The organism is Sorangium sp. So ce302 (assembly GCF_051530145.1).
GTDB classification, from domain to species: domain Bacteria; phylum Myxococcota_A; class Polyangia; order Polyangiales; family Polyangiaceae; genus Sorangium; species Sorangium cellulosum_B.
This window is the reverse complement of record NZ_CP150326.1, coordinates 1,247,237-1,273,208: the sequence shown is the minus strand read 5'-3', so window position 1 is coordinate 1,273,208 and position 25,972 is coordinate 1,247,237. Positions and strand designations below refer to the sequence as shown.

15 protein-coding genes are annotated in these 25,972 nt (G+C 73.6%); 7 read left to right on the top strand and 8 right to left on the bottom strand.

The features are described from left to right. Window positions 1-62: 62 nt before the first annotated feature. The 3 genes from WME73_RS04825 (at window position 63) to WME73_RS04815 (ending at window position 4,403) form a co-directional block, all read left to right on the top strand. A complete protein-coding gene (locus WME73_RS04825; protein WP_437744352.1) occupies window positions 63-1,502 on the top strand; it encodes a PQQ-dependent sugar dehydrogenase in 1,440 nt (479 codons plus the stop codon). A 111-nt stretch (window positions 1,503-1,613) separates the two neighbouring features. Continuing rightward, on the top strand, window positions 1,614-3,473 hold the full coding sequence (locus tag WME73_RS04820) for an MYXO-CTERM sorting domain-containing protein (RefSeq protein WP_437914900.1): 1,860 nt from the start codon (window positions 1,614-1,616) through the stop codon (window positions 3,471-3,473). 168 nt (window positions 3,474-3,641) lie between these two features. Then, entirely contained in the window at window positions 3,642-4,403 is a 762-nt protein-coding gene (locus WME73_RS04815) for a YdcF family protein (protein ID WP_437914899.1), read from the top strand. A 17-nt stretch (window positions 4,404-4,420) separates the two neighbouring features. On the opposite strand, the gene WME73_RS04810 is transcribed toward WME73_RS04815, so the two are convergent. The 3 genes from WME73_RS04810 to WME73_RS04800 all read right to left on the bottom strand — a co-directional run bounded on the left by WME73_RS04810 (window position 4,421) and on the right by WME73_RS04800 (window position 8,697). Beyond that, entirely contained in the window at window positions 4,421-5,545 is a 1,125-nt protein-coding gene (locus tag WME73_RS04810; protein WP_437914898.1) for a glycosyltransferase family 2 protein, read from the bottom strand. 252 nt (window positions 5,546-5,797) lie between these two features. After that, complete coding sequence (locus WME73_RS04805; RefSeq protein WP_437914897.1) at window positions 5,798-8,149, bottom strand: peptidylprolyl isomerase; 2,352 nt, start codon at window positions 8,147-8,149, stop codon at window positions 5,798-5,800. Window positions 8,150-8,151: 2 nt separating this feature from the next. Continuing rightward, window positions 8,152-8,697, bottom strand: a complete 546-nt coding sequence (locus WME73_RS04800) for a YdcF family protein (RefSeq protein ID WP_437744347.1) — start codon at window positions 8,695-8,697, stop codon at window positions 8,152-8,154. Between the two features lie 387 nt (window positions 8,698-9,084). Here WME73_RS04800 and WME73_RS04795 point away from each other — a divergent pair, with 387 nt between their 5' ends. Further along, a complete protein-coding gene (locus tag WME73_RS04795; protein WP_020733205.1) occupies window positions 9,085-9,918 on the top strand; it encodes an MBL fold metallo-hydrolase in 834 nt (277 codons plus the stop codon). A 90-nt stretch (window positions 9,919-10,008) separates the two neighbouring features. Here WME73_RS04795 and WME73_RS04790 read toward each other — a convergent pair whose 3' ends face one another. Beyond that, window positions 10,009-10,836 (bottom strand): sigma-70 family RNA polymerase sigma factor, encoded by an 828-nt coding sequence (locus WME73_RS04790; protein WP_437744346.1) that lies wholly within the window; start codon window positions 10,834-10,836, stop codon window positions 10,009-10,011. Between the two features lie 383 nt (window positions 10,837-11,219). On the opposite strand from WME73_RS04790, the gene WME73_RS04785 reads away from it, so the two are divergent. Beyond that, complete coding sequence (locus WME73_RS04785; RefSeq protein WP_437744345.1) at window positions 11,220-13,103, top strand: S41 family peptidase; 1,884 nt, start codon at window positions 11,220-11,222, stop codon at window positions 13,101-13,103. Window positions 13,104-13,109: 6 nt separating this feature from the next. Here WME73_RS04785 and WME73_RS04780 read toward each other — a convergent pair whose 3' ends face one another. The 4 genes from WME73_RS04780 to WME73_RS04765 all read right to left on the bottom strand — a co-directional run bounded on the left by WME73_RS04780 (window position 13,110) and on the right by WME73_RS04765 (window position 22,998). Continuing rightward, window positions 13,110-17,315, bottom strand: coding sequence for a DnaJ domain-containing protein (locus tag WME73_RS04780; RefSeq protein ID WP_437917349.1), 4,206 nt, complete (start codon window positions 17,313-17,315; stop codon window positions 13,110-13,112). After that, window positions 17,315-20,143 carry a protein kinase domain-containing protein gene (locus WME73_RS04775; RefSeq protein WP_437914896.1) on the bottom strand — a complete coding sequence of 943 codons (2,829 nt, stop codon included), beginning with the start codon at window positions 20,141-20,143 and terminating at the stop codon, window positions 17,315-17,317. The genes WME73_RS04780 and WME73_RS04775 overlap by 1 nt, the downstream gene beginning before the upstream one ends. A gap of 138 nt (window positions 20,144-20,281) precedes the next feature. Further along, entirely contained in the window at window positions 20,282-21,217 is a 936-nt protein-coding gene (locus tag WME73_RS04770) for a 3D domain-containing protein (RefSeq protein WP_437744342.1), read from the bottom strand. Window positions 21,218-21,222: 5 nt separating this feature from the next. After that, complete coding sequence (locus WME73_RS04765; RefSeq protein ID WP_437744341.1) at window positions 21,223-22,998, bottom strand: hypothetical protein; 1,776 nt, start codon at window positions 22,996-22,998, stop codon at window positions 21,223-21,225. A 341-nt stretch (window positions 22,999-23,339) separates the two neighbouring features. Between WME73_RS04765 and WME73_RS04760 the strand changes: the two genes are divergently transcribed. After that, window positions 23,340-24,482 (top strand): SDR family oxidoreductase, encoded by a 1,143-nt coding sequence (locus WME73_RS04760; protein ID WP_437866146.1) that lies wholly within the window; start codon window positions 23,340-23,342, stop codon window positions 24,480-24,482. Further along, a complete protein-coding gene (locus tag WME73_RS04755) occupies window positions 24,479-25,903 on the top strand; it encodes a GDSL-type esterase/lipase family protein (protein WP_437914895.1) in 1,425 nt (474 codons plus the stop codon). Before WME73_RS04760 ends, WME73_RS04755 begins: the two co-directional genes overlap by 4 nt. Window positions 25,904-25,972 lie beyond the last annotated feature (69 nt).

The window sequence follows — 25,972 nt, the reverse complement described above, 5'->3', positions numbered from 1 at the left end:
GACGTCGCCGAGCGGTGGAAAGTTATACCAAGGGGCGCGCTGTTCGGATAGTGTCCTACTGCATGATGGACCAGAAGCGTTTCCTTTTTCCTTTTATGCCCATCGCAGCCGCCCTTTTCGGGCTCGGCTTCACCCTGAATGGCTGCGGCGGTAGCGAGAGCGGCGCAGGCGGAGGAGGCGGGGGAGAATCCGGTCCCGGTACAACGGGCTCCGGCGGCGGCACCTCGACCGGCGCCCCCACGAGCAGCGGAACCGGCTCGGACACCAGCACCAGCACCAACGGCAGCACCAGCGGCCCGGGCACGACCACGAGCAATGGCGCCGGCGCCGGCCCTGCGACCAGCTCCGGCTCCGGCGCCGGCGGGAGCGGGACGATCGAGTGCGACGAGCCGGGCGGGACCGTACCGCCGCTCAAGCTGACGGAAGTCGTACGTGGTCTTCATCAGCCCCTCTTCGTGACGAGCGAGCCGAAGGACGCCAGCCGGCTGTATGTGCTGGAGCAAGGTGGAACGATCCGCCTCGTCAGCGACGGCGTACTGCAGAGCACTCCATTCCTTGATATCACCGACGACGTCCAGCAGGTCGAGTGGCAAGCCGACGAGCGTGGACTCCTGGGGTTTGCGTTTCACCCTGAATATGCGACCAACGGCCGGTTCTTCCTGTACTTCAACACGACGAACAACTTGCTGGTTCTTCGAGAGTACAGGCGTTCTGAGAGCAACCCGGACCGAGCCGCCCCACAGGCGCAAAACGAACTTCTCTCGATACCGGTGCTGCGAAAGAACCATAACGGCGGCATGCTCGCCTTCGGGCCCGACGCCATGCTCTACGTCGGCGTCGGCGATGGTGGCAGCGAAGGCGACACGCAGGACCCGGACAGGAACGGTCAGAATATCGACGTGAAGTACGGCAAAATCCTACGGATCAACGTCGACACATATCCGACTCCCCCCGCCGGAAACCTCGCCGGTGGAGATCCCGACATCTGGGACTACGGCCTCCGCAATCCATGGCGGTTCAGCTTTGATAGCTGCAATGGCGACCTCTACATCGGCGACGTGGGGGCGAAATCGGTCGAAGAGATCGACGTCGAGCCACGCGGCCAGGGGCACAAGAATTACGGATGGAGCATCTTCGAGGGGAGTGGCTGCTACCCGCCGAGCCAGACGAACTGCCAACTCGCAAATCACACACCGCCTGTCGCGGTGCATGGGCACGGCACCGGCGACGGGTCAATCACTGGAGGGTATGTGTACCGCGGCAGCAGGATCGCCGCGCTGCGTGGCACTTACATCTATGGCGATTTCTCCTCCAACCGCATTCATAGCTTCGTCTGGAAGAACGGCAGCAAGGTGGGAGAGAGGCCTCTCACGACTGATCTCGAGAGCGCGGATACGCTGCAAGCGCTTGCGTCCTTCGGAGAGGACGCCGCCGGGGAGCTCTACGTGGTTGACTATGGAGTTGACGGTAGCGGACGGCTGTTCCGCATCGATCCTGAATGATCGGGGGCGTAGCGCCAGGGTCACGCCGCCAGCGCGGAGAGGGTGGTAGCTGAGGCATTTCGGACAGAGCACGTCGAGCAGAGAAACTAGGTGAGAAAGAGGACGGGATCGATGCTGAGCACACGGGGGAACACCACTGCTTGGGGACTGCTCCTCGCGCTCGGGCTGCTGAGCCGAGACGCTGCCGGTGGGATCGAGGATCTCCAGGGGACCAAGCCCGGAGATCTGCCGAACAACGGAGATTTTTTCTCCGCCGAGGCATGCACCGGCTGCCACCGGGCCTTACCTAATACAGATCCACCACAGTCTAAGGACTACATGCCGTCCGATACATGGGCAGGCACCATGATGGCCAATGCTTGGCGCGATCCCGTCTTCATCGCTGCCCTCACCATCGCCAACCAGGACGCGCCCGGAGTTGGCACGTTTTGCATTCGCTGCCACTCCCCTATCGGCTTCGTACGCGGGCGTGCGACGCCTCCGGACGGGTCGGCGTTCGACCCCGATACGAGCCTGGACGGTATCGTCGACGGCCAGGGGGTCGGGTGCGATGTGTGTCATCGAGCGACGACATCGCCCGCCCCCAACGATCCATACATCCTGGGCAACGCGCAGCTCGTATTTGGCTACGAGATCGACCCGGAGGAGCAAAAGCTGGTCAAATACGGCCCTTACGAGAACGTGATCTCTGAGCACCACGGCGGACAGGAGGCTCCCAGCCTCTCCACCTCCCGCTTTTGTGGTCAATGCCACCAGGTCACGAATCCGGAAGTGATGCTCCGGGACGCGAACGGCACTCCGACGGACATCGAATTTCCGCTCGATACGACCTTCGAAGAGTGGGCATCCAGCGACTTCCGCGACGGCGGGACGAACGCACAGAGCTGCGTTGACTGCCATATGCGCAAGAAGCTCGGGGAGTGGTCCGTCGCCAAATTCGGGCCTCCCCGCACCGACCCGCGCGACCACCTCATCGTCGGCGGCAACCACTGGGGCATCCAAGCCGTCATGGCGGCCGACCCGACGCTCGCGGCGGAGCGCGCTGATTCCTTCGAGCGTGCGCTCAAAGGCACCCTCGAGAGCCTCGCCTCGGCCGCCTCGGTCACCCTCGTCGACGCCCCGCAGGAGGCCGCGCCTGGAGAGGAGATCGCCGTCACCGTCCGGGTCGAGAACCTCACCGGTCACAAGTTCCCGACGGGCTACGCGGAGAGCCGGCGCGCCTGGATCGCCGTGTTCCTCGTCGACGAGAGCGGCGTCGAACGGCCGCTGCTCGGCGGCTACGACGCCGACACCGGCGAGATCCAGCACGAGCCGCCCACCCACGAGTACCGGGCCGTGCACGGGCGATGGGACGGCGAGGCGGGCGTGGGTGAGAAGGAGGAGCACCTCGCGCTCCACGACATGATCATCTCCGATACGCGCATCCCGCCGAAGGGCTTCGTCCCGTCGCGGACCACCCAGCCGACCCAGGAGATCGACTTCGCCGATGGGAACGGCGGATACCGCAACTACGACGAGGCGCGCTTCACGCTCACCGTCCCGGCCAACGCCTTCGGCAGGCAAACGCTCTCGGCGCGCGTGTACTACCAGTCGATGACGAAGGAGTACATCGAGTTCCTGCAGTCCGAGAACCGCACGGACAGCACGGGAGACGACCTCCGGGCCATCTACGAGGAGACCGGCGAGGCGCCGCCCATCCTCGTCGCGGCCGATGACGCGGAAGCTCCGCTCGATCTCGGAGAGCCGCCCGCCAACGCCAGCAGCGGCAACGGCACCGGCGGCAACGGCGCCGGCGGCAACGGCACCGGCGGCGAGAGCTCGACCGGCGGCAGCGTCAGCCGCTCCAGCGACGACGGCGGCTGCGGCTGCCGGATGCCCGGCAACGCCCCCGACGGCTGGCTCCCCGCGGGCCTCGCGGGGCTCGCCCTCGCCGCCGCAGCCAGGCGCCGGCGCACACACCGGCGGCATTGAGCCCCGCCCCACCACGAACCGCCGCAAGCGCGCGTCGCTGCGGGGCGGACGATCCCCGATCGACTCCGTCCCGCCGTTTCACCTGGAGACGGGCCCTTTTTCGCTCGCTTCGCCCCCCCGGCGCCTTCATAGAGTGAGCCCACCCAGCGCCTCACGGCGAGCCTCGCCTTGCCCATCTCCCGCCTCGTCGATCCCCTCCTCGTGCTCCTCGTCGCCGCGGGCGTCGGCCTCGCGCTCTCCGGCGGCGACTGGAGCTTCCGAACACGCGGGGCGAAGATCGGGCGGGCGCTCGCGTGGAGCGCCTGGCTCGCGCTGTGGCTCCTCTCCACGCCCTGGCTCTCCAGCGCGCTCGCACGCCGGATCAGCACGGTGCCGAGGGACCTGCACGCGGAGCTCGCGGGAAGCTCACCCGAGCGGCGGGTCCTCGTCATCCTCACCGCCGGCATCGACGCCGACGAGTTCGGCGAGCCAGCCATGGAACGGCAGTCGGCGGCAGGCCTCGAGCGCGGCCTCGCCGCCGTGCGGGTCTACCGCGAGCACGGCTTCGGCCACATCATCGTCTCGGGGAAGGACGTCCGAGGCGCGCCCACCCAGCTCGCCAGCGCCATGGCCGATCTCCTCGTGGAGCTCGGCGTTCCCAGGAAGAAGATCATCCTGGAGACCGAGTCGCGCGATACCCGAGAGAACGCCCTCCACTCCACGCGGATCGCCCGCGGCCTGTCGGCCGACGCCGTCGTGGTCGTGACCAGCGCGCTCCACATGCCGCGCTCCCTCCGCATGTTCGAGCGCGCAGGGCTCGACGTCCTCCCCGCGCCGGTCAGGTTCCAGTCGCTGCCGCCCGAGGGGCCTGAGCGGCTGCTGCCGGAGTCGCTCTCCCTCAGACGGTCGCAGCGCGCCGTTCACGAGCTCGTGGGTCTCTTGGAGCCGTAGCCCCGGCGCGCCCCGCGCTACCAGGTGACCTTCTGCGAGCCGCGGAGGTACCGCCAGAGGCCGACCACCGCCGCCGCGTTCAGGACCACGAACGTCCGCGCGAGCGCGCCGAGCTTGCCCGCAGCGCCCCCGAGCGCCGCGAGCAGGTAGAAGGCCACCTGCCCGCCGAACAACGCGCGCGCCGCGTAGAGCGTCCACGAGGCGTCGCCGCTCATCTCGGCGCCCATCCACGCGACCGTCGACGTGATCAGCAGCGCGACGAGCGCCCAGGGGCACACGAGGCGGAGCAGCTTGTGCGAGAAGATCTCGAACCAGGACGGGTTCCTGAACGGGACGAGGAGCGCCGGGAGCAGCGAAAAGAGCTGATAATTGCCGGCCAGCGTGCGCACCTTGCGGCCGAACTCGCGCTCGTCGCCGAAGGCGTCGTCGTACGCGATCGCGTCGGGAGCAAACAGGATCGAACGCCCCTCGAGGCGGAGCCGCATCGGCACCCACATGTCGTCGAGGATGACGCCCTCCGGGAGATGGCTCATGTCGGCGCGGCGGATCGCATAGATGGGACCGGTCACGCCCACCATGCTCCTGAACCGCCCCTCCTGGAGGCGGATCCAGTTCTCGTAACGCCAGTAAGCCCCCGACCCCGCCGATCCCTTCAGCACCAGGTTGCCAGAGACACAGCCCGCGTTCGGATCGGCCAGGAGCCGCACGAGCGCGCGCAGCGCCCCGGGCACGACCGGCTGGCGGATGTCCGTCATCAACAGCACCTCGCCCGTCGCGACCCCGAGCATCGTGTTCACGCCGATCGGCTTGCCACGACGCGCCTCGCTGACGATCACCTTCACCCGAGGATCGCGCTCGGCCAGCTGTCGCGCCACGAGCACAGTGTCGTCCGTCGAGCCGTCCGAGAAGAGCAGGACCTCCAGCTTGTCCTTCGGATAGTCGAGCGCGAGGAGGCTCTCGACCTTCGCCGAGAGATACGACGCCGCGTTGAAGACGGGAATGCACGCCGTCACCGTGGGGACGTAGTCCGGATCCTCCTTCCGCTGCGCAGGCCGGAGGCGCGCCAGGACGCCGATAACGATCGGGTACCCGAAGTAGGTGTACACGAGCACCGCGACGGCCAGAAAGGAGGCAATGACCACGCTAAACTGTAGAGCGCCGGTCGGGGGCGGTTGTCAACCGACATGGATGGGCCACGCCGCGACACCGCCGTTCAAGTTGCATGCGCACGCGCACGCGCGTCACGCGCCGCACAGGAACGATGCGTGGCGCATGTCGCACACTCCGTGAAGCGCGCCGCGTGAGGCGCGTCGTGCGCCGCGCACGCGCGTCACGCGGCGCGCGCAGCGCGCCTCAGGTCGTCACGGGACGCGCACGCCGCGCGCCGCCCGCGATCAGTTCTGCACCTTCACGCTCCGGATGATGTCCCCATCCGCAAGCGCAGCCCACGGCCCGGCGGCGACGCCGACGGCCGCGTACTGGCCGTCGAGGTGCGGCGCGCGCGCGTGCATCACGAAGAGCTGGCTCGATCCGGTGTCGCGGCCGGCGAGCGCGACGCCGACCCGCAGCGGCTCGAACGCGACCGGCGACGTCTCGCAGCGCAGCGCCGGCCTGCCGGGCGGGCCTCCGGCGCCGTCGCCGAACGGCGCGCCGAACTGGGTGACGAAGCCGGGCACCACGCGATGGACAAGCTTGCCGTCGTAATAGCCGGAGCGCGCGAGATCGACGAAGCGGGTCACCGCGACCGGCGCGAGCGCAGGGTCGAGCGTCATCGTGAGCTCGCCGGCGTCCGTGTCGAAGATCAGCACCGCCGGCGCGCGCACGAGCGCGGAGGCCTCGGCCGGCACCTCGCCGACCGGCGGCGCGACGGCCGGCCGCCCCGCCGCGCCCGCGTCCCCCGGCAGACCGGCGTCGCACGCGATCTTGCGGCCCCTGAGCACGCCGAGCGCCGTCCCGGCGCGCGCCCGCGTCGTGGGGTGGCTCGACCGGCAGAGCTGCTCCAGGCGAGCCTCCGCCGGCTTGAGCGCCAGCGCGCCCACCGCGTCGACGACCGCGCCGATCAGCTCCGGATCGTCGCGCGCACCTGGGCGGTCGAGGATCGCGAGCAGCGCGGCCTCGATCGCCGGCGACGTGACCGCTGCGGGAGCGTCCTTCTCGTCGCTCCGCTTCCTGCGCTTCCGCTTCCCCGGCGCCTCCGACGCGCGCTGGGGCTGCCGCGCGATGACCTCCGCCGCGGCGGCGACGAGGCCCGGCTCCTCCGCGGCGAGCGCCTTCGCGAGCAGGTCGGGCGCGCCGGCAATCTCCTCGTGCGCGGCGATGAGCTCGATCGCGGCCTCCCGCGCGCGTAGATCGCCCGACGCGGCGTACGCGCGGAACGCGGCGAGCCGCGCGCCCGTGATGGCGTCGCGGCCGATCACCTCGACGACCGCCCGGGCGCCGATCGGGCCGCGCACCGGCGCGCCTGCGTCCGGCTTGCTCCCCGGCTCCGCCGGCGCCGTGACGTCACAGCCGAGCAGCAGCGGATCGCGGTAGTCCCCGCCCGCGAGGAGCCGGGCCGCGCCGCAGCGGAGCCACGCGACGCGGCGGAGGATCGCCGCGGGCGCGCTCGGCGGCGGCGGCAGGGCGGCGAGATCGCGGAGCGCCTTGCGCGCGGCGCCCGCAGATCCGAGCGCGTCGAGCGCGGTGAGCAGCACGCCGAAGTCCTCGCTCACGAGGCCCGTGAGCGCGATCGGGTCCGCGCTCGGGACGAGCGCGGCGACCGCGTCGGCGAGGGCGCGCTGGCCGGGCGGGCCGAGCCGCTTGAGCGCGCGCGCGGCCTCGGCGCGCTCGCTCGCGGTGAACACGCCCTTCGCGGAGAGCACGCGCGCGAGCTCGGAGGCGGCCGCCTCCCCTGCCCGGCCGAGCGCGCGCACCGCGAAGAGCCGCGCGTCGGAGGCCTCCGCGAGCCGCGCGGTCGCGACGTCGCGGATGCGGGGGATGACCGTGAGCGGGACGTGCTCGAGGCGCCCGATCGGGTAGAGCGCCTCGGGGACCGGCGGGCTCGCCGCGCTCCCCGAGGCGAGGTTGAGCAGCGCGACGAGCGTCTCCTCGCGCAGCTTGAGCTTGATCGCGGCGAGATCGCCGAGCGCATACGCCGCGTGGATCGCGCGCTCGCGCGGGCCGTCGAGCCACGCGACCAGCGTCGGCTCCGACGCCTCCGCGCCGCACCGCCCGATGGCGCGGGCGAGCGCGCCGCCCGCGTCGAGCGGCGGCGCACCCGCAGCGGCGCCGCCGCTCGGCGCCGCCGCGGACGCAGCGGCGCTCGCCGCGCCCGCGGGGCTCGGGCGGGCGTCGCGGGCGAGGGCGCGCGCGACGAGCGCCGAGACCGCCTCGACCTCGCGCTCCTTGCACGAGAACCCGATGCCGTAGGCGGCCCACGCGACCACCTCGTCGTCCTCGTCGGCAAGCGCCCGCGCGAGCCCAGGCCACGCCGCGTCTCCGCCGATGCGCGCGAGGGCCCGCGCGGCGGCGCGCCGCACGCCGACGTCGCGGCTCTGCTGGTCCGCGGGGCTCACCTCCAGGGCGGCGCGGCGCTGCTCGGCCGCGAGGAGGGCATCGAGCCGCCCCGCCGCCCCGGCGCTGGCGGCCGGCGCCGCCGCGGAGCTCCCGGCGTCGGGCGCAGGGCCCGGCGCCGGCTGCCCGGTGCAGGCGGAGAGGGAGAGGAGCAGCGCGAGGACGAGGAGCGGAGAGGAGCGCCTTCTCGGCATGATCACGGTTCACCCTGACGAGCGGTGTCGAGCAGCCAGGCGGCGCTCTCGCTGAGGATCCGCCTGCGGCGCATCGCGCGCGCGTCGAGCCACATCGAGATCACCTCGTGACCGCGCTGCCATGCGCGCGCAACCACCGGCTCGCCCACGCGCGACGCCGGCAGCCCGCAAGCGTCGATCCCGACGTCGTGGAAGTTCTGGAGAGCCCTGGCCATGTGCCAGGAGCAGGTGACGATCGCCGCGCGCCGCGCGCCCACGCGGCGCAGGAGGGCCGCGCTGAAGATCGCGTTCTCGTGCGTCGTCAGCGACCAGAGATCCTGCAGGATCGCGTGCGCCGGCACGCCGGCGCGCCGCAGCTCTGCGGCGAGCACGCGCGCCTCGACCTGCGCGCCCCAGCGGCGCCCGCCGCTGGCGATCACCCACGGCGCGACCCCGGCGCGGTAGGCCTCCGCGGCGCGCGCCGCGCGGCGCGCGCCGGGGGCCGCCGGGCGCCCGGAGGGAAACACCCTGCAGCCGAGGACGACGATGGCGTCCGCGTGGAGCGGCATGCGACCGACCATAGCCCATCGGCCGCGACCTTCGCGTGCCCGCTGCGCGCGATCGTCCTGCCCTCCCGCTGCCGCCCGCGGGCCGTGCCGCTCCGATGCCTGCGCCGCCCGCAGGCCGACCTGTGGCCGCCATCTGCGACCCCCGCCCCGCCGCCCGCGCCTCTGCCCCGCCGCCGCGCGCTCCCGCCCCCCAGCGGCAGGCCGCGCCCGCCGCTGGGCCCGCAACCTATCCCCTGACTACATTGGCGCCTTGGCCCTGCTCCCCCGGCCAGGTCTCCACGTCTGCGACCTTCCTTGCTCCCGGTGCACCAGGCGGCTTGACGCTGCCCGCGCTCGGAATCTAATAGCTCTACCTTGAAACGGGCGGGGTTCAGCGAGCGAGGCAGGATGCGGATCAAGATGTGGGGGGTTCGCGGAAGCATCCCCACGCCCGGTGCAGGCACGGTCGAAGTAGGCGGCAACACGAGCTGCTATGAGATTCGTGCCGGCGAAACGCTGGTCATCCTCGATGGAGGGACGGGGCTCCGTCTCCTCGGCCAGGAGCTGGTCAAGGAGATGCCCTTCGAAGCCTGGATGTTCTTCAGTCATGTGCACTGGGATCACATCCAGGGCTTCCCGTTCTTCACGCCCGCGTTCGTGCGCGGGAACAAGATCCATCTCTACGGTGGCCTCAACGTCTCCCGGACGCTCGAGGAGACGCTGGCCGGGCAGATGGACTACCCGAGCTTCCCGGTGCACCTCACGGAGATGGGCGCGGCGATGACCTTCCGCGACCTCTACGAGGGCGAGGTGGTCACGATCGGCCCGAACGACGATGTGCGCGTGACCAACGCGCGCGGCAACCACCCGAACGGCGTGTACGCGTACCGCGTCGAGCACGAGGGCAAGGTGGTCGTGTACATCACCGACTCCGAGCACTACGCGATCGTGGATCCGAAGCTGAAGAAGCTCGCGATGGGCGCCGACGTGCTGATCTTCGACGCCATGTACACGCCCGAAGAGTACGCGGGCGAGGTCGGCGGCGGCCCGAAGACGGGCTGGGGTCACGCCACGTTCGTCGCGGGCTGCGAGCTCGCGAAGGCGGCGGGCGCCAAGCAGCTCGTCCTGCACCACCACGATCCCAACCAGACCGACGCGATGGTGCGCGAGAAGGAGATGCGCGCCCGCGAGCTCTTCCCGAACACCATCGCCGCGCGCGAAGGCACGGTCATCGAGATCTAGCGCGACGCCTCGCCAGGCTCGTGGCGGCAAGGAGCCGCGCGCGGCCAGACGCGGCGCGCTCCAGCGCCGCGTCTCGCTGCCACAGGCGCCTTAAGCGCTCTTCGCCATCGGCTCTCGGGTGATCTCCTCGATGCGCGCGCGCATCCGCTTCTTGGCGCGCTCCTCGATCTGCCGCACGCGCTCCTTGCTGACGCCGAAGTCGGCGCCGAGCTGCTCGAGCGTCACGGGGCTGTCCGTCAGCCAGCGCTGGTTCATGATGGAGCGCTCGCGGGGCGACAGCTCGTTCACGACCTGGAGCAGCGCGCGCGAGAGCTGCGCGCGCTCATCGGCGTCGCAGGCCTCGTCCTCCGGCGTGTGCGCGCTCGACGCGAGCCGCTCCACCGGAGCTACGCCGTCCTCGGTCGGAGAGCGCTCCAGGCTGACGTCGCGCGCCATCAGCAGCGGCAGCAGCTCGGCCGCCCGTTCCTCCGACAGGCCGCTCAGCTCCGCGAGCACCGCCGGGTCCTTCTCGTGCGTCTTGCGGTAGATGCGCAGCGCGCGCCGCTCGCTCTTCGACGACCCGAGGCGCACGATCCGGTACCCCCGCGCCACGTGCTCGCGGATCTCCGCCCGGATCCAGTAGGCCGCGTACGTCGCCAGGCGGCAGCCGCGGTCCGGATCGAAGCGCTCCGCGGCCTTCAGGAGGCCGATGTTCCCCTCCTGCACGATGTCCTCCATCGGCAGCCCCCAGCGGCGGTACTCGAGAGCGATCGTCATCACGAAGGGCAGGCACGCCTCGATGAGGCGCCGGCCAGCGTCCTGGTCACCAGCTCGCCAGCGGAGCGCGAGCTCCCGCTCGGCGTCCGGGCTCAGGGTGGCGTAGTTCGCGAGCTCTGTACGATAAGCCGAGAATGCCGCACGATCCCAGGTGGCGCTCATGATCTCTCCGCTCTCCCACCGCGCGCCGATCAAGGAGGGTTGGTTTGCGAGCCCCTACGAGCCGGCGGGCGGCACAGACGCAGATGCAGGCGCGATGCCGGGATAAACCCTAGGAAATCGCCTTTTTTTGCGCTGGAATGCGCAACGTGTTCGGATCCCTCGACGGAAGCGAAAGCTTTGCGGGAAAGCGGAGGAGCACGAATGCGCAGCGCTGAGCCCAGATCCACAGCGCACGAGCGGCGAATGAGGTGGACGATGTGCGCGCCGAGGCCCCAGGCCGCGGGCGACGGCGCCGCCCGAGCGGCGCGCGCGCTCGCTCGCCGCGCGGCCGCCGCCGCGGTCGCCCCTGCCCCCGCGCGCCGCATCGTGATATCCGGGGAGCAGTGAGGACGCGCGTCGCGGGCTCCGTCGCGTGCATCGCCGCAAGCCTGGCGACGCTCGCCTTGCTCTCGCGGGAGGCGGAGATCCCCCTCGCGAGGGCGCGGCGCGGGATCGCGCGGCCCTTGCTCCACACCGTCGCGCCAGACGACGAGGAGATCGACGGCGTCGGCTGTGACCCGAACGCCCTCGACCGCGGCATCGCGGTGCCGACCGGGGCGCCGACGTCGCTCGGCTGCGAGCAGGCTCGCGCCATCGTGGCCCAGGCCCGCACCACGCTGGCCGCTCCGCCGCTCCGCGTCGATCCCGCAAAGTTTGCCGAAGCGACCTCCGACTGGCTGGATCCGCACGGGCTGTGGTCGGTCGCCCCCGACACGCCCGTGGGCGCCTCGCTGCAGCGGGAAGCCGCCGCGCTCCTGGACGAGCTGCAGGCGCCCGTGGGCAGCGGGCCGTGCGCGGCGGCGCTGCGCGTCGGGCAGGAGCTCGGCCGGTGGTCGCGCGAGCTCGAGAGGCTCTTCGATGACGGCTACCGGCGCGGCCTGGCCAGCCCGCCCGCGACCCACGCCGCGGCGTGGGAGCTGGTGTCGTCGGCGCCGTTCGAGGACGGCGAGGTGACGCGCAGCGCCCGGGACCTCGCGCGCAAGCTCGGCCGGGAGGTCGGCGGGCTGCGCGCGCATGTCGGGGAGCCGCTCGCCCGGTACGCCGACGCCGTGCGCGAGCGGGCGGCGCCCTCGATGAGCGAGGACGGCTGGGCGCGCACGGTGATCGCCGCCGCGGTGCGCGCCTATGTGCCCCAGCTGGACGCGCACGGCGCCTGGGCGCCGCTCGAGGAGGAGGTCTCCATCTACGATCTCGACCTCGAGGCGCACCCGCCGGCCCGGCTCTGGCAAGAGATGACGCGCACCGCGATCGGGGTGCGCATCGACCGCGGCGCGCTCGCGCCGCTCGAGGACGGGGACGTGGTGATCCGGATCCAGGATCTGCCGATCTCCGGCATGAGCGTCGAGCAGGCCGAGCAGCTCGCCGTGCTGTCCGACGTGCACCCCGGGACGACCGCTCGCGTGGCGCTGCTGCGGCGCGGGGTCGCGGCGCCCCTCGAGCTGACCGTGGCGCCGCACCCGGTCGGACCGCAGCCGGCCGAGGCGGCGCCCTCGGAGCTGCCGCTCGATCTGGTGCGCTACGGGGACGGCAAGGTCGCGGTGATCGCCATCCCCGACGTGCCCGACGACCTCGGGGATCGGGTCGCGGCGGCGCTCCTCCGCGCGCGCGCGCAGGGCGACACGCGGGGCGTGATGCTGGACGTGCGCGCGAACGGCGGCGGCTCGACCGACGGCGCGATCGCCGCGCTAGGGCTGTTCCTGCCGGGCGTACCGCTGTTCCCGATGCGGCGCCGCGACGGCGGCGTCGAGGTGGAGCGCTCGCCCGACGTCCCGGAGGAGCGCGGGTGGAGCGGGCCGCTCGCGGTGCTCGTCGACGGCGACTCCGCGAGCGCGGCGGAGATGATCGCCGGCGCGATCGCCAGCTACCGGCGCGGCGTGATCATCGGCGATCGGACGTACGGCAAGGGGTGCGCTCAGGAATACCTCGACGACGACGCCCACGTCGGCGTGCTGCGGCTCACGACGCTCCTCTACGCGCTCCCCGACGGCGCGCCGGTGCAGAAGGTGGGCATCGTGCCGCAGGTGCAGCTGTCGCTGCCGGCGACGAGCGAGCGAGAGGCGCGCGTGGACCGGGCGCTCGGCCCGTGGCGAGGCCCCGACGTGCGCGATCTGCACCGCGTGCGCGACGTGCCCTGGCCGGCGCACGCAGGGCGGATAGGGCCCTGCCGCGACGAGACGGTCTGCCGCGCGCTGCGGTCGCTCGGCGCGGTGCCCGCGGCAGCGCGCTGACGCGCGTCAGCGCTTCCAGAACTTGCCGAGGAGACCGCCCGCGGGCGCCGTATCGCTCGTCGTGCGGCTCCGCATCTCCTGCAGGCGGACCTCGCGGATGGCGTCGAGGTTCTTCGGGTTGAGCTCTGCCGCCAGGCGGAAATCGCCGATCGCCTTGTCGATCCTCCCCGAGCGCTTGAGGAGCATGCCGCGGTAGAAGAGCGCCCGCTCGTAGCGAGGCTCCTTCTCCAGGACGGCATCCAGCGTCTGGATCAGATCGTCGTAGTGCGCGCTCGTGGCCCCCTCCGCGAGCACGGGCGGATCGCCGCGCCGCTGCGCCTGGATCCAGACGAGCAACGTCATGTACTCGGGCTGCTCCGGGTCGGCGTTGAGCGCGCGCCGCGCGCGGGCCTCGGCGCCCGCGAGGTCGTTCTTCTTGAGCAGGATCTCGGCCTTCTGGAACTCGAGCGCGGCGTCGACGGCGCGGGCGATCCGCTGCTCGTCCTCGGCGGGGGGCGGGGCCTCCTTCGGCGCGCTCTGGTACTCGGCGCGCCGCTTCGGATCGCTCAGCGTCTGGTAGGCCTCGCTGATGCGGGCGAACACGCGCGCGACGAGCGGCTTGACGTCCTGGAGCTCCGCCGGCGTCCGGTCGGGGTGCCACCGCTTGGCGAGCGCGAAATAGGCGCTCTGCACGCGCTCCGGAGGGGCGTCCTCCGCGACGCCGAGCATCTCGAAGAAGCTCTCACCGTCGATCGACGCGGCGCGCGCCTCGATCTCCGCGCGGCGCGCGGCGAGCTCGGGGTTCGGCGCGGCGCGCGGCAGCGGGGGGAGATCGGGCGCGAGCGCCGCCGGTCCCTGCGGCTTCGCTGGCTCCGCGGCGCGCGCCGGCGGCACAGGCGACGGCGCCTCGGCGCGCCCCGCCCCTCGCGCAGCCCTGCTGCCCTCCGGGCCGACCGCCGCCATCTTGACGGTGGGCGCCTGCTGGGGCGGCGGCGCAACGCGGGCGCCGGCGAAGGTCGGCGCGGGAGGCGGCCTCAGCGCCTTCGGATCCACGCCGCGGTAACCGCCGCCCGGATCACCGCCGGGCGCGCGCGCGTCGAAGGGCGCCGCCGGGCTCGGGGCGGGCGCGCCGCTCCACGACGCCGCCTCCGGCGCCGCGGCCGGGGGTGGCGCCGTGGAGCGACGGGGGGCGACCGGGACCCCGGCGCGCCTGCTGGACGGCGCGGCGACGTCGTCGGGCTGCCGCTGCGGTGCGCGGCCTTCGGCCTCGCCGCGCGCCGGGCGTGGACCGGGCATCGTCGAGCCCGCGGTGGGGCGCGGCGAGCGCGCCGCCGCGCCGGAGGGCTCGCGCTGGGGCGCTGGCCCCGCCTCGGCCGGGGGCGCGCCAGCGGCCCGCTCCCGGCCGGGCCCGGCGGGACCGCCGACCCCGACAGGGCGCCGGCCCGGCGCGCCGAGATCGAGGTGCCGCGTGATCGCGAGCGCATAGATCATCAGCCGCACGACGCGCTCCTGCGCGACGCCGGCGGCGAGCAGCTCGGCCAGCGTCATGCGCCGCATCCGCAGGAGATCCACGATGGCCGCCTCGTCGCGATGGAGCTGGAACCGCTTCATCTCGGCCTCGACGTGGAGCCCGAGCTGCCGGTTCTGGATCCGGTCCAGGGTCGTGTCGATCAGCGGATCGTCGGCGTGGAGCCGGACGCCCGCCATGATCACCGCGAGGGGCTCGCACCCGATGAGCTCCGGACCGCCGTAGGACGACAGCAGGTTCTGGGCGTCGTAGTAGGCGTAACGCGTCCCGGGCGGGAGATCGTAGAGCGCGACCAGCTTGCGCACGAGCTGCTCGCGCAGCACGCCGAACACCGTCTCCCTGTCGAGCAGGCCCCGGGAGACGAGCAGCCGGCCATGCAGCACCCGTCGCTTGGTGATGTCCCGGAGCGTCTCCCGGAGCGTCGCCTCGTCCAGGAGGCCGAGATCGAGGATCACCCGATCGAGCGGGGCGATGATCGTCCCGGTCCAGATCTTGGCCGGCACGCCTTCGCTGAAGAAGATGCCGTGGCGGACGCCGTCGGGGTCGATGAAGCACGTCGTGCCGGTGAGGCGCCGGTCGAGCATGTACACGAGCAGGTGGACGAGCGGCGTGCGCGCGAGCGTGCCCTCCGCGGTCGGCGGGTCGCCCGGCAACGACAGCACGGCGATCGGACCGGCCATCGCCGACGGAGGCAGATCAGACACGGGGTTGCGCTCGCGCCGCTGCGGCGGATCTCCCCAGCCGCGGGTTCGCACCGACGGCGGCCGCGCGCTCTCCTCGGGGACCTCGTCCGGATCGCTGTCTGTCTGCACCGACCACGACTCCTCTCCATGAGCGCCCGGGGCGGGCGAGGTTGGGTCCGCCACCGCGGCGGGCTCCAGATGCGGTGGATCTGGCCAGCGCGCCGTCGTGCGCCCTGACCGCAAGGGCGGAGACAGCCTGCCGGACGGCGCAGGCGGCAGATCCGCGAGCATCCTGGCGTCCGCGCCGTCGTCCGGCAGCCCCCCGAACGTGGCCTCGGGCGGCGAGGCGGGCCCGCGGGCGGCGTCGCTGGCCCGCGGCTGCGTCCTCCGGCTCGCCGGCGCGTTGGTCATGGGCAGCGTGGGCGACGAGGGCCGCGTGATCTGCTGCTGCGGCGGCATGCGGAGGTTTCCGAGCGGCGACGCCGGCGCGTTGCGGATCGGCGGCGACTCCGCCGCGAGCACCGGCGAGCGGAGCGACACCTGCGGCGCCTCCTGGATCGCCGCGTGGGCGCGCATCGACGCGGCGGCGGGGTCGTCGCTCGTCGCGACGATCCGGCGGATGTGCCGAGGCGGCTCGCCCTGGCGAGGCCGCTCGGCGAGATCGACCTCGAGCGCGCGCGGGATGGGACCGCCGGCGGCGTCGAGGACCAGCCGGACGCGCGGCTGCGAGTACCGGGCCGGGTGCGTCGGCGTCTGCACGACGAGCGCGACCTCCCCGGTCGAGAGCTCCACGAGCGTGCCGGTCGGAAAGATGCCGAGCGCGCCCACGAGCAGCCGCAGCACCGCGCGGTCCGCCGGATCGGCCGCCTCCTGCTCGAGCTTGGCGATGGCCTCGTCGGCGGAGAGCGGCGCCTCGCCCGGGGCCGGCGTCAGGAGGTCGTTGAAGGCGCGGGCGGTCGCGAGGATCCGCGCCTGGAGCGTCGGCTGGCGGAGGCCGCGGTAGACCGGGCCGAGCGCCGGCTGGCGGCGCACCCAGTGCGCCTCGTAGGCCACGACGGTGCGCATCACGCTCGGCTCGTTGACGAGGCCGAGCGCGGTCAGCACGACCGCCGTGCCCGCCGGGACGTCCGCCTCCTGCTGCTCGCTCAGCTGCGGGACGAGCCCGCCCGAGCCGCTCGTCGCGGCGCCCGTGAGGCGCGGCCGGGCGATGTCGAAGAGCAGCGCCGCCATCGAGAGCCGCTGGAGAAGGACGACGTCGCTCGTGATCTGCCGCGCCATCGCGAGGCTCAGGATCGCGGTGTTCACGGCGCGCCCGGCGTCGTCGTGGTTCTGGTTGCGCAGCGCGGTGACGCCCAGGAAGGCCGGCGTCTCGTTCGCGGAGAGGTCGACGAGGCGCTGCGTGATGCGCTTGACGCCCTGCCGCAGCGTGTACCGGCCGTGCCGCAGGTCGTCGTAGAACCGGCGGATGATCACGATCGCCGTCGCGTAGGTGCGCACGATCGCGGAGGTCTCGTCGCCCTCGCGATCGATCGCCACCTCGCGGCGGAGCACGGCCTCGTCCACGGCGCGCAGGCGGACGCGCGGCGCCGGGCGGTCGGCGAGCGCCGGCTTGCTGCTGCGGAGGGCCTCGGCGAGCGCGGAGGCGAGGGCGTAGAGATCGCTCGCGCGGACGTCCTTGGCGACGCCGATCTCGGAGTAGCCGCAGCGGCTCAGGACGTCGCCGAGCTCGAGCGCGCCCTCGTAGACGGCGCGGTTCGCCTTGAGGAGCTGCCCGGAGACGAACACCGAGCCGCGGGTGAACAGGATCGAGACGTTGTGACCGGAGCGCTGGCCGAAGTCCTGGACCAGCGAGACCGTCTCCTCGACCTGCCGCACCATGGCCTGGTTGTCGATCGCGTGCAGCGTCGAGAGCTTCACCAGCCGGAAGAGGGCCTGCACCACGCTGGCGGCGAGATCGCGCGCCTGCTCGCGGCGGATGTTCTCCGAGACGTTCTGGCTGATGACGTCGACCTGGGGCGCCATCACGGGACCTCCCCGGCGGTCGAGATCCGCTTGCCGAGGCGCGCGGCGATGGCCTCGGCGGCGGCGCCCGCGGCGTCGCGCAGCGCCTGGCTGTTCCAGGGCCGCCGCTTCGTGGCGGCGAGCGCGGCGTCGAGCGCCTCCTGCGAGCGCGCCTCGCGGCCGAGCAGCTCCGCCGAGAGGCAGCGGGTCTGCTCCGCCGCGTCGTCCGCGAGGAGGCCGTGCCGCTGGAGCAGCTCGACGGCGACCGACTCGCCGCGCGCCGGGTTGAGCGTGTAGAGCGCGCCGAGGAACTCGCGCCGCTCGTCGAGCGTGAGCTGGTGGAACGAGCTGTCCTGCACGCGGCGGACGAGCAGCGGGCCGGCCGCGCGGACCTGGTGGTGCGCCAGCGTGCGGAGCGCCGCGACGCGCACGTCGGGCGGCGCCGACTCGGCGAGCGAGAGCAGCTCGTCCCGGATCTGCTCGGGGCTCGTCGCGAGGTGCGCGATCGCCTCGCAGCGGAGCGCCGCGTTCGCGCACCCGGAGAGCCGCTTCAGCGCGCCCAGGGCGCCCGGCGTCCGCGACGCGGCGAACATCTTGAGGATCGGGCGGGCCACGTCGAGATCCAGCGTCATGAGCGCGTCCACGACCCCCTCCTCGTGCCCGGGCAGCGTCCGCTCGACGTGGCCGAGCAGCGCGCGGCGCAGCGCCTCGTGGCCGGTGTGCCCCACGACCTCCATCGCGACGGGCAGGGTTTCGCTGCCGAGCTTGTGCAGGATGGGCGCGAGCCGCTGCGCGACCAGATCGAGGTCCACGGGGGCGGGCTGCGCCGCGCCGCCGGGGGCGGCCGTCATGACGACGCGCGTCGCCTCGCGGAGGAGCAGCCGCATCGTGTCGGGCGGGAACATCCCCCGGGCGAGCTCCGTCGCGAGCGCGCCCCCCTGCTGCCTGGGCGCGAGCGCGTCGAGGGCCTTCTCGATGGCGTCGTGCATCCCGAAGAGCACCTCGAAGCGGCGCGCGAGGATGAGATCGCGCGCCGAGGCGGCCATCGGCTCGGTCACGAGCTCGACGTCCTTGTACCGCCTGGCGTTCAGGAAGGCGTCGGCCACGACCTCGACGAAGCGCTCGCTCCAGCGGTCCGGGCTCATGACCAGCTGCGTGCCGAGCGCGCGCTGCGCGACCGGGTCGAGCGCGAGCGCGCTCGCGGCGCGGCGCGCGGCCCGCAGCGCGGCGGTGTCGGTGTCGATGACCATCGCCGCCGCCTCGGCGCGGTTCGCCTTCTCCTCGGCGGCGCGCCGGGCCATGCCCTCGAGGTCGTCGGCCTCGTGCCAGAACTGCTCGCGATCGGCCGCGTCCCCCTCGACGAAGACGCTCACCACGTCGTAGCGCACGTGCTCGAGGCGGCGCTCCCACAGGGCGGCCGCGACGTCGTCCTCGGGGGCGAGGTCGCGCAGCGGATCGAGCAGCAGCACCTCGCAGAGCGCGCGCAGCTCGTCCTCCGTGATGCCAGGGAGCAGCTGGACGCGCCGCACGCCGGCCGCGAAGAGGTTGTACGGGACGAGGTCGAGCGGGTGCGACGGCTCCCACACCGTCCGCCGGCGATGCTCGAAGGCGTACGGCGTCAGCGTCCAGTGGACGAGGCTCCCGTCCGCGCGCAGCGCCTCCACGATCGCCTGGAAGGTCGCGCGGAGCTTGTTGTCCGCGTCCGGATGGGTCCAGCCGTAGTGACGCACCGCCGGGAGCAGCCGCTCCATGCGGCGGAACACCTCGGTGAGCCGCGTGACAGCGGGGTCGTCCGGCTCCGCCTCGCCCGGCTCGTCGTGAGGCGCGGGCTCCTCCGCCGCCCGCATCCCGACGGCCGTGGGCGAGTCGTCCGGCGGGGGGCGCCTCGTGCTCTGCGGCGAGGAGCGGCGGGGCACGGACGCGCCGACCTCCTCGAGGACGCGCAGCACCTCCTGCCGCATGTGCGCGGCCGACTCGAAGCGGTTGCGCTTGTCCCAGGCGAGCGCCTTGTCGACGAGGCCGATGACCGAGGCGGGCAGCTCGGGCGCGATCCGCGCGAGCGACGGCGCCGGCGTCGTCGCCGCGAGGATGAACGCCTCGTTGTCCGAGCGCCCCTGGTGGAGGCGCTGCCCGCTGAGCACGGCGTACAGGGTCGCGCCGATCGAGAAGAGATCCGCCCGCCCGTCGACCCCCTCGGTCAGCCCCATCGCCTGCTCGGGCGCCATGAACGAGGGGGTCCCGAGCGCCGTGCCCGCCTTGGTCTTGTCGCCGGGCGCGCCGCGCATCCTCGCCACGCCGAAGTCGAGCAGCTTCACCACGTTGTCCTTCGTGATGAAGATGTTCGCGGGCTTCAGGTCGCGGTGGACGATGCCCTCCGCGTGGAAGCTCTCGAGCGTGAGGAGCACCTCCCCCGCGATCCAGAGCGCCTCGGCGACGGGGAGCTTCCGGCTCTTGCGCTTCCAGAGCTGCTGGACGGTCTCCCCGTCGAGCAGCTCCATCACGAGGAACGGCTCGTCCTGCTCGGTGATGTCGTCGTCGAGGATCGCGACCCGGCCGGGGTGATCGATCTTGTTGGCGACGTAGCCCTCGCGCAGGAACCGCTCGCGGATGCCGACGTCGCGCGCGAACTCGGCGTGCAGGATCTTCAGCGCGGCGCGCGAGCCGTTCCGGTGGTGGGTGGCGGCGTACACGGAGGCCATGCCGCCCACGCCGAGGAGCGAGTCGATCCGCCACTTGTTCTTGACGGTCATCCCGAGGCGGGCGCGCGCCCGCTGCTTCTCGTCCGGCGTGTCCGTGACTTCCGAGGGCGGAGGGATGACGGACTCGGGGAGGACGCCACGTGAGGTCATTCGGCCACCGGAAGGCGGGAAATCGTATCACCTCCCCGCCCGCGCCAGGTTCCGGATTTCACGCGGGAGGGCGGCCGGCCTTACGGTCCCTCGCGCTCCCTCCGCGGGCGCCCCCGGCGACGCCGTGGGAGACCGCGCTCAGGAGGCCCCCCGCGCGGCGAAGATCGCGCGACAGCGCGCGTCGTCGAGCACGGGGCGCACGCCGCGGTTCGACGGAAAGAGCGCGTTGAGGCGCGCGGTGACCGCAGGATCGCCGGTGAAGACGTCGATCTGCCGTCCGACGACCTTGATGCCGCGATCCTCGGCGACGAAGCACCCGTCGTGTCGGCCCCCGCCCGGCAGCGGCAGCCCGACGAGCTCGGGCACGAAGAGGGACGTGCCGAGCGGAATGACGCTCGAGTCGACCGCGACCGTGCGCAGCGGGGTGATCGGGCGCCCGGTCGCGCCGCGGCCATACGGGAACCGCCGCGGATCGAGCCGCTCGAAGCAGACCTGCTGGCCGGTGCGCGGGCAGACATCGGCGCACCCGCAGCCGCGTCGCGCGAAGCTTACCGTGTCACCCGAAGCGAGCCGGCCGCTGCCCTGGACGCAGAGCTGGTCGTGGAACGCGCGCGGGACGCTCGCGAGCGGCGCGCAGGCAGCGTCGTAGAGGACCGCATCCTTCGGCCCTCCGCCCTCGCTCGGGAAGTCGTAGTAGGTGTTCCGGAACATCCCGGGCGCGAGCCCCGGCGCCGCCTGTGACGCCGGCGTCGCGCGCGCGGGCCGGCCGTGCTCTCGCACGAGGATCGCGGGGTCGCCCTGCGCGGAGGCCGCGCCCGCGGCGCCGCCCAGATCGGCCTGCGCCGCGCCGGGCGCCTCGCCCGGCGCGCCGTCGACAGCGGCGCTGGCGCGCCGGTCGCGATCGCCGTCGTCCGGGGAGGGCTCGTGGAGCCAGCCGCCGCCTCCGCGCGCGATCTGCGGCTCGCTCGAGCCGTCGTGGACCCAGTCGGCGCCCCCCTTGGTCGCGCACCCCGCGGGGAGCGCGAGCAGGAACGCATGGATCCCGCCAAGGACGAGCGCTCGCGCGCGTGCCACGCTCGTCAAAAGGCGCCTCCGAGCCGGACGAGCTCCCGGATCGCCGCGGCGGCGACGTCGGCGCGCGCCCAGAACGCGGCGGGTGAGCCGGCTCTCTCGGGCGCGGCGCCGGCCGCGATCACCACGGGCGCGGTGTCGCCCGCGCCCGGCTGGCCAAGGCGGCTCGCGACGAGCCGCAGCGGCTCGACCACCAGCGCGAACGCGATGTCCGAGCCGAGCGGCGCCAGCGCGGTCTTCATGGACGGGACCTCGCCGAGGCGCTCTCCCTGGAGCGCGCCGACCACGCTGCGGAGCCCCGCGCCCGGATCGTTGCCGACGGACGCGAAGAGGCCGTCGTCGCGGACCAGGTAGAGCAGCTCGATCGACGACGGCGGAAGCGACGCTCCCTGCGCGGCGGGCCCGCCCTTTCCGCCCTGCGGCCCCTTGCGCGCCGGCGCCCCTCCCACGCCAGCGGGCGCGCTCGCCCCCGCGGTCCGCTCGAACCGCACCCGCCGCACGTCGCCGTCGAGCAGCGGAAGCGCCGCCTTGCCCGCGGAGACCCGGAGCCCCTCGCGCTGCAGCGCGGCCTTGAACGGCGGGAGCTCCGCGGTCCCGAGGAGATCCTGGATGGAGGCCTCGAGCTTGGCCCGGTCGCCCACGGCGGCGCGCACGAACGCCGTGGGACCCGCGCCGTCGAAGCGGAGCCCGCCGGCGAACCAGTCGCCGCGCGCGTCCGACGCCGCGCGGATCGCGGCGCCGAGCCGCTCCCGCTCCGCGGCCGGGAGGTCGCCCTCGACGAGCCCAGCGAGGGCGTCGACGAGCCTCGGCACGTTCTCGGCGCGCGTCGCGGCCCGATCGCGGACGAGGATCCCGACGAGCGAGTCGGCTGGCAAATCGAGCAGCGGCTTCACGTCGCCGACGGCGAGATCGGCCGACGCCTTCGACGCCGGGCCACCCCCTGCCTTCGGCGTTCCGGAGACGCGCAGGTGCGCGTTCTCGTCCAGCACCAGCGTGAGGCGCGCTCGCTCGAGATCGCCGAGCATCGCGAGCGCGCTCTCGATCATCGGACCGAGCGGCACCGCGGTGGCGCGCGGCGCGCCGTCGGGCCCGCGCGCCTTGTCCCAGGCGCTCCGAGCCGCCTTGAGCACCGGGCCCTCGAGCGCGGCCCTCGGGATCTCGACCGCGAGATCCTCCTTCGGCACCTGCGCTTGAGGCATCGTCCGCGCGACGTAGGGGCCCAGGGAGATCAGGTCGCCCGGCGTCTCCGCGACGAGCAGGTAGTTGCCGAGGACGCCGAGGGCCACCGGGCTCGCGCCCTGGAGCGGCTCGAGCAGCGCGATCGCGGTCGCCGCGTCGGGCTTCGCGCGGAAGCGCGCCCCCTCGCCTCGCGTGAGCTGGTCGACGAAGCGTCCCCCGTCCTTCACGTGGATGCCGAGCGCGGCCCGCGGGCGCGCCCCATCCGCGGCCTCCACGGCCGCGCCGAGCACCGGCACCCCGCCGTCGATCTCGGACGCGACGGTGATGGGCAGGCCGAGCAGCGACGCCGCGAGGGCGCCGGCGCTGCTCGGGAGGAGCGCCGCCGAGCCGCCGACGAGGGCGCGCGCCTTGGCCCACGTGGCGTCTGGCGTCGGGAGGAACGCCTCGGCGACGAGCCCCGCCGGCGCGGGCACGGGGCTCAGGGCCGCGGCGCCGGCGTCGGACGGCGCGCCAGGCGATTTGCAGCCCAGAGCGCCCGCGCTCAGGCCGAGGACGATGGCCAGGAGCACCGCAGCGCCGCGGCGCACGGCAGAGGTCGATCGCACGATCACGACCCGAACGGTAGCGCCTTCCCGCCGCGATCGACCACGAACCTGCAGAATCGCCGCGCGCGCGCCGGGCGACGCACGTGAGGTCCTCGTCGCCGAGCGACTCGTGCGCGAGGAGGCGCGAGGAGGCGACTCCCGGGCACATCGCATCGACCGAGCGAGGAACCGTCGGGCCGCGGTCGCCGATGGTGAAAGCGCTCGGCTGCAGCCGCGGGTGCACGCCCCGGCCGGACAGCGGCGCGCAGCGTGGCAGCTGCCCCCATCACCCCTGCGCTGGTCCGAGGCGGCCTCAGCGGAAAGCTGCGGAGCAGGCGCACCGCTGCGGTAAGCTCCAGCCGATGCCTCGCCCCGGCTACGACAGCGTGGTGCTCATCACCGGCTTCCCCAAGTTCATCGCGCGGAAGATGCTGCAGCACATCCTCGCGTCGGAGCCGCGCACGCTCGTGTACGCCGTCGTGATCGCGAAGTCGTCGGCGCAGGCCAGCGCGGAGCGGGACGCGCTCCCGGCGGCGGACCGCGAGCGCCTCGTGCTGCTCGAGGGGGACGTCGCGGCGATGGATCTCGGGCTGTCGGGCGCCGAGTTCCGGCAGCTGGCCCGCGAGGTCGACCGGATCCATCACCTCGCGCACGTGGGCCACGCCGGGGCCGCCCCTAGCACCGCGCACGCCGTGAACGTCGTCGGGACGGCCGAGGTGATCGAGCTCGCCCGCGCTTGCACCTCGCTCCAGTGCCTCGTCCATCAATCGACCGCGTTCGTCGCGGGGGACCGGACGGGGATGGTGTACGAGGACGATCTCGAGGCCGGCCAGGCGTTCCGCAACCCCGTGGAGGAGACGCGGATGCGCGCGGAGGTGCTCGTGCGGCGGGCGATGCGCCACGTGCCGGCGGCGGTCGTCCGGCCGACCACGGTGGTGGGCGACGCGACGACCGGGGAGATCGACCGGCTCGACGGCCTGTACCTCCTGGTGCTGCTCATCATGGCAGCGCCGGCCGACATGGCGATCCCGATGCCCGGCCGCGGCGACGTGCCGCTCAACATCGTCCCGATCGACCACGTCGTCCGCGCGACGCACGCGATCGGCCTGAACCGCCTCGCGCCGGGTCGCACGCTCCACGTCACCGATCCGCACCCGCTGTCGGCGCGGCGGGTCTTCGATCTCATCGCGCGGGCGAGCGGCCGCCGCGCCGCGCGCGGTCACATCCCGTCGAACCTCGCCAAGGCGCTGCTCCGTACGCCCGGGATCGAGCGCTTCGTCCGCAGCCCGCGCGCGTTCGTCGAGCAGCTGATGACCCCGGTGCGCTATGACGCCCGGAACGCGGATCTCGTGCTCACGGCCGCGGGGATCGCGTGCCCGCCCTTCGAGTCGTACGTCGACGTGCTCGTCGGCGCCGTCCAGGAGCGCGTCCGCGAGCGGCGCGAGCGCCAGGAGATCGAGGTCAGCGCGGACGCCGAGCCCGACATCGAGGATCCGCTGTCGTGAGGGGCGCAGCCCGCCCCGCAGCCCGCGCGCGGATCCCGGAGCGCCGCGCGGCGTCCTGCTGCGCCCCGCGGCGGCGAGCGCCGGCGCGGCCCCTCTCCGCCGCGTCGCGGCGCGCCCTCGCGGCGCTGCTCGCGGCGCTGCTCGAGGCCGCAGCGCTCGGCTGCAGCGCGACGCGCGAGCACGTCGCGCCGCCCGCGCCCGAGGTGGGATCCGCGCCGCCCGCGCCTTCGCCCCCGCCGCGCCTCGCAGAGGCCCCCGCCCCGGAAACAGCCGCGCCGAGCCCCGCGGAGGCCGCGTCGGCGCGCCCGCCAGAGCTGGATCTGCTGCGCCCCGAGGACGGGGCTTACGCCCACTTCTTCGCGGCGCTCCGCGCGCTCGAGCAGGGTCGCCGCCAGGATCACGTGCGCATCGCCTGGCTCGGCGACTCGCACGCCGCGGCGGACTTCTGGAGCGGCGCGGTCCGCGCCGCGCTGCAGCGGCGCTTCGGCGACGGCGGGCTCGGCTTCGTGCACCTCGGCTATGCCGCCTACCGCCACAACGGCGCGCGGCTCACGGCCGACGGCAAGTGGCGGACCCGCCCGAAATCTCCGGGCGGCTCCACGCCGGCCGACGACGGCGTCTTCGGGCTCGGGGGCATCCTCTTCGGCGCGCAGACGGCCCCGGTGCGCGCGGAGATCTCGCTCACCTCGGCGGCGCCTTCCGCGCGGCTGATCTGGGACGTGTGCTTCCGCCCGAGCGCGCCCACCGACGAGGTCGCGGTGACGATCGAGGGCGGCCCCAGCGAGGTGCTCCGCGCGGCCGCGGGCGAGGCGCCCGGCGCGCTGCAGCACACGCGGCTGGCGAGCGTGGGCGCGGTGAAGCTCGGCGTCGCGCCGTCGGGCGGGGCCGAGCTCTGCGGGCTGGTCGTCGAGCGCGATCCGGAGGCCGGGGCCGGGGTGGTGCTCGACACGCTCGGCATCAACGGCGCCCGCCTGGCGACGCCGCTCCGGTGGAGCGAGCTCGGCTGGGCCGCCGAGCTCGCGCGGCGCTCGCCGGAGCTCGTCGTGATCGAGTACGGCACGAACGAAGCGGGCGACGTCACCACGGATCCCTCCCTCTACGCGAAGCAGCTCGCCGAGCTGCTCGCCCGCGCCCGCAGGGTGGAGCCCGACGTCGACTGCCTGGTGCTCGCGCCGACGGACCGGAGGGACGCGCCGGAGCGCACGCCCGTCGTCCGAGACGTCCTGCGCGACGCCGCGCGGGAGGGCGGCTGCGCGTTCTGGGACACGTACCAGGCGATGGGCGGAAGGGGCTCGATCGAGACCTGGTACCGCGAGCGCCCGCCGCGCGCGTCGCGCGACGGCGTCCACCTGACCTTCCGCGGCTACCAGGAGCTCGGCGTGAAGCTCTCGAACGACATCCTGGAGCGCTATCGCCCCTGACGAGCGTCGCCGCCTCCGGGGTCGGTTCGACGCCGACGGCGGGCGGCCGGCCCGGTGGCCTTGCTCGTG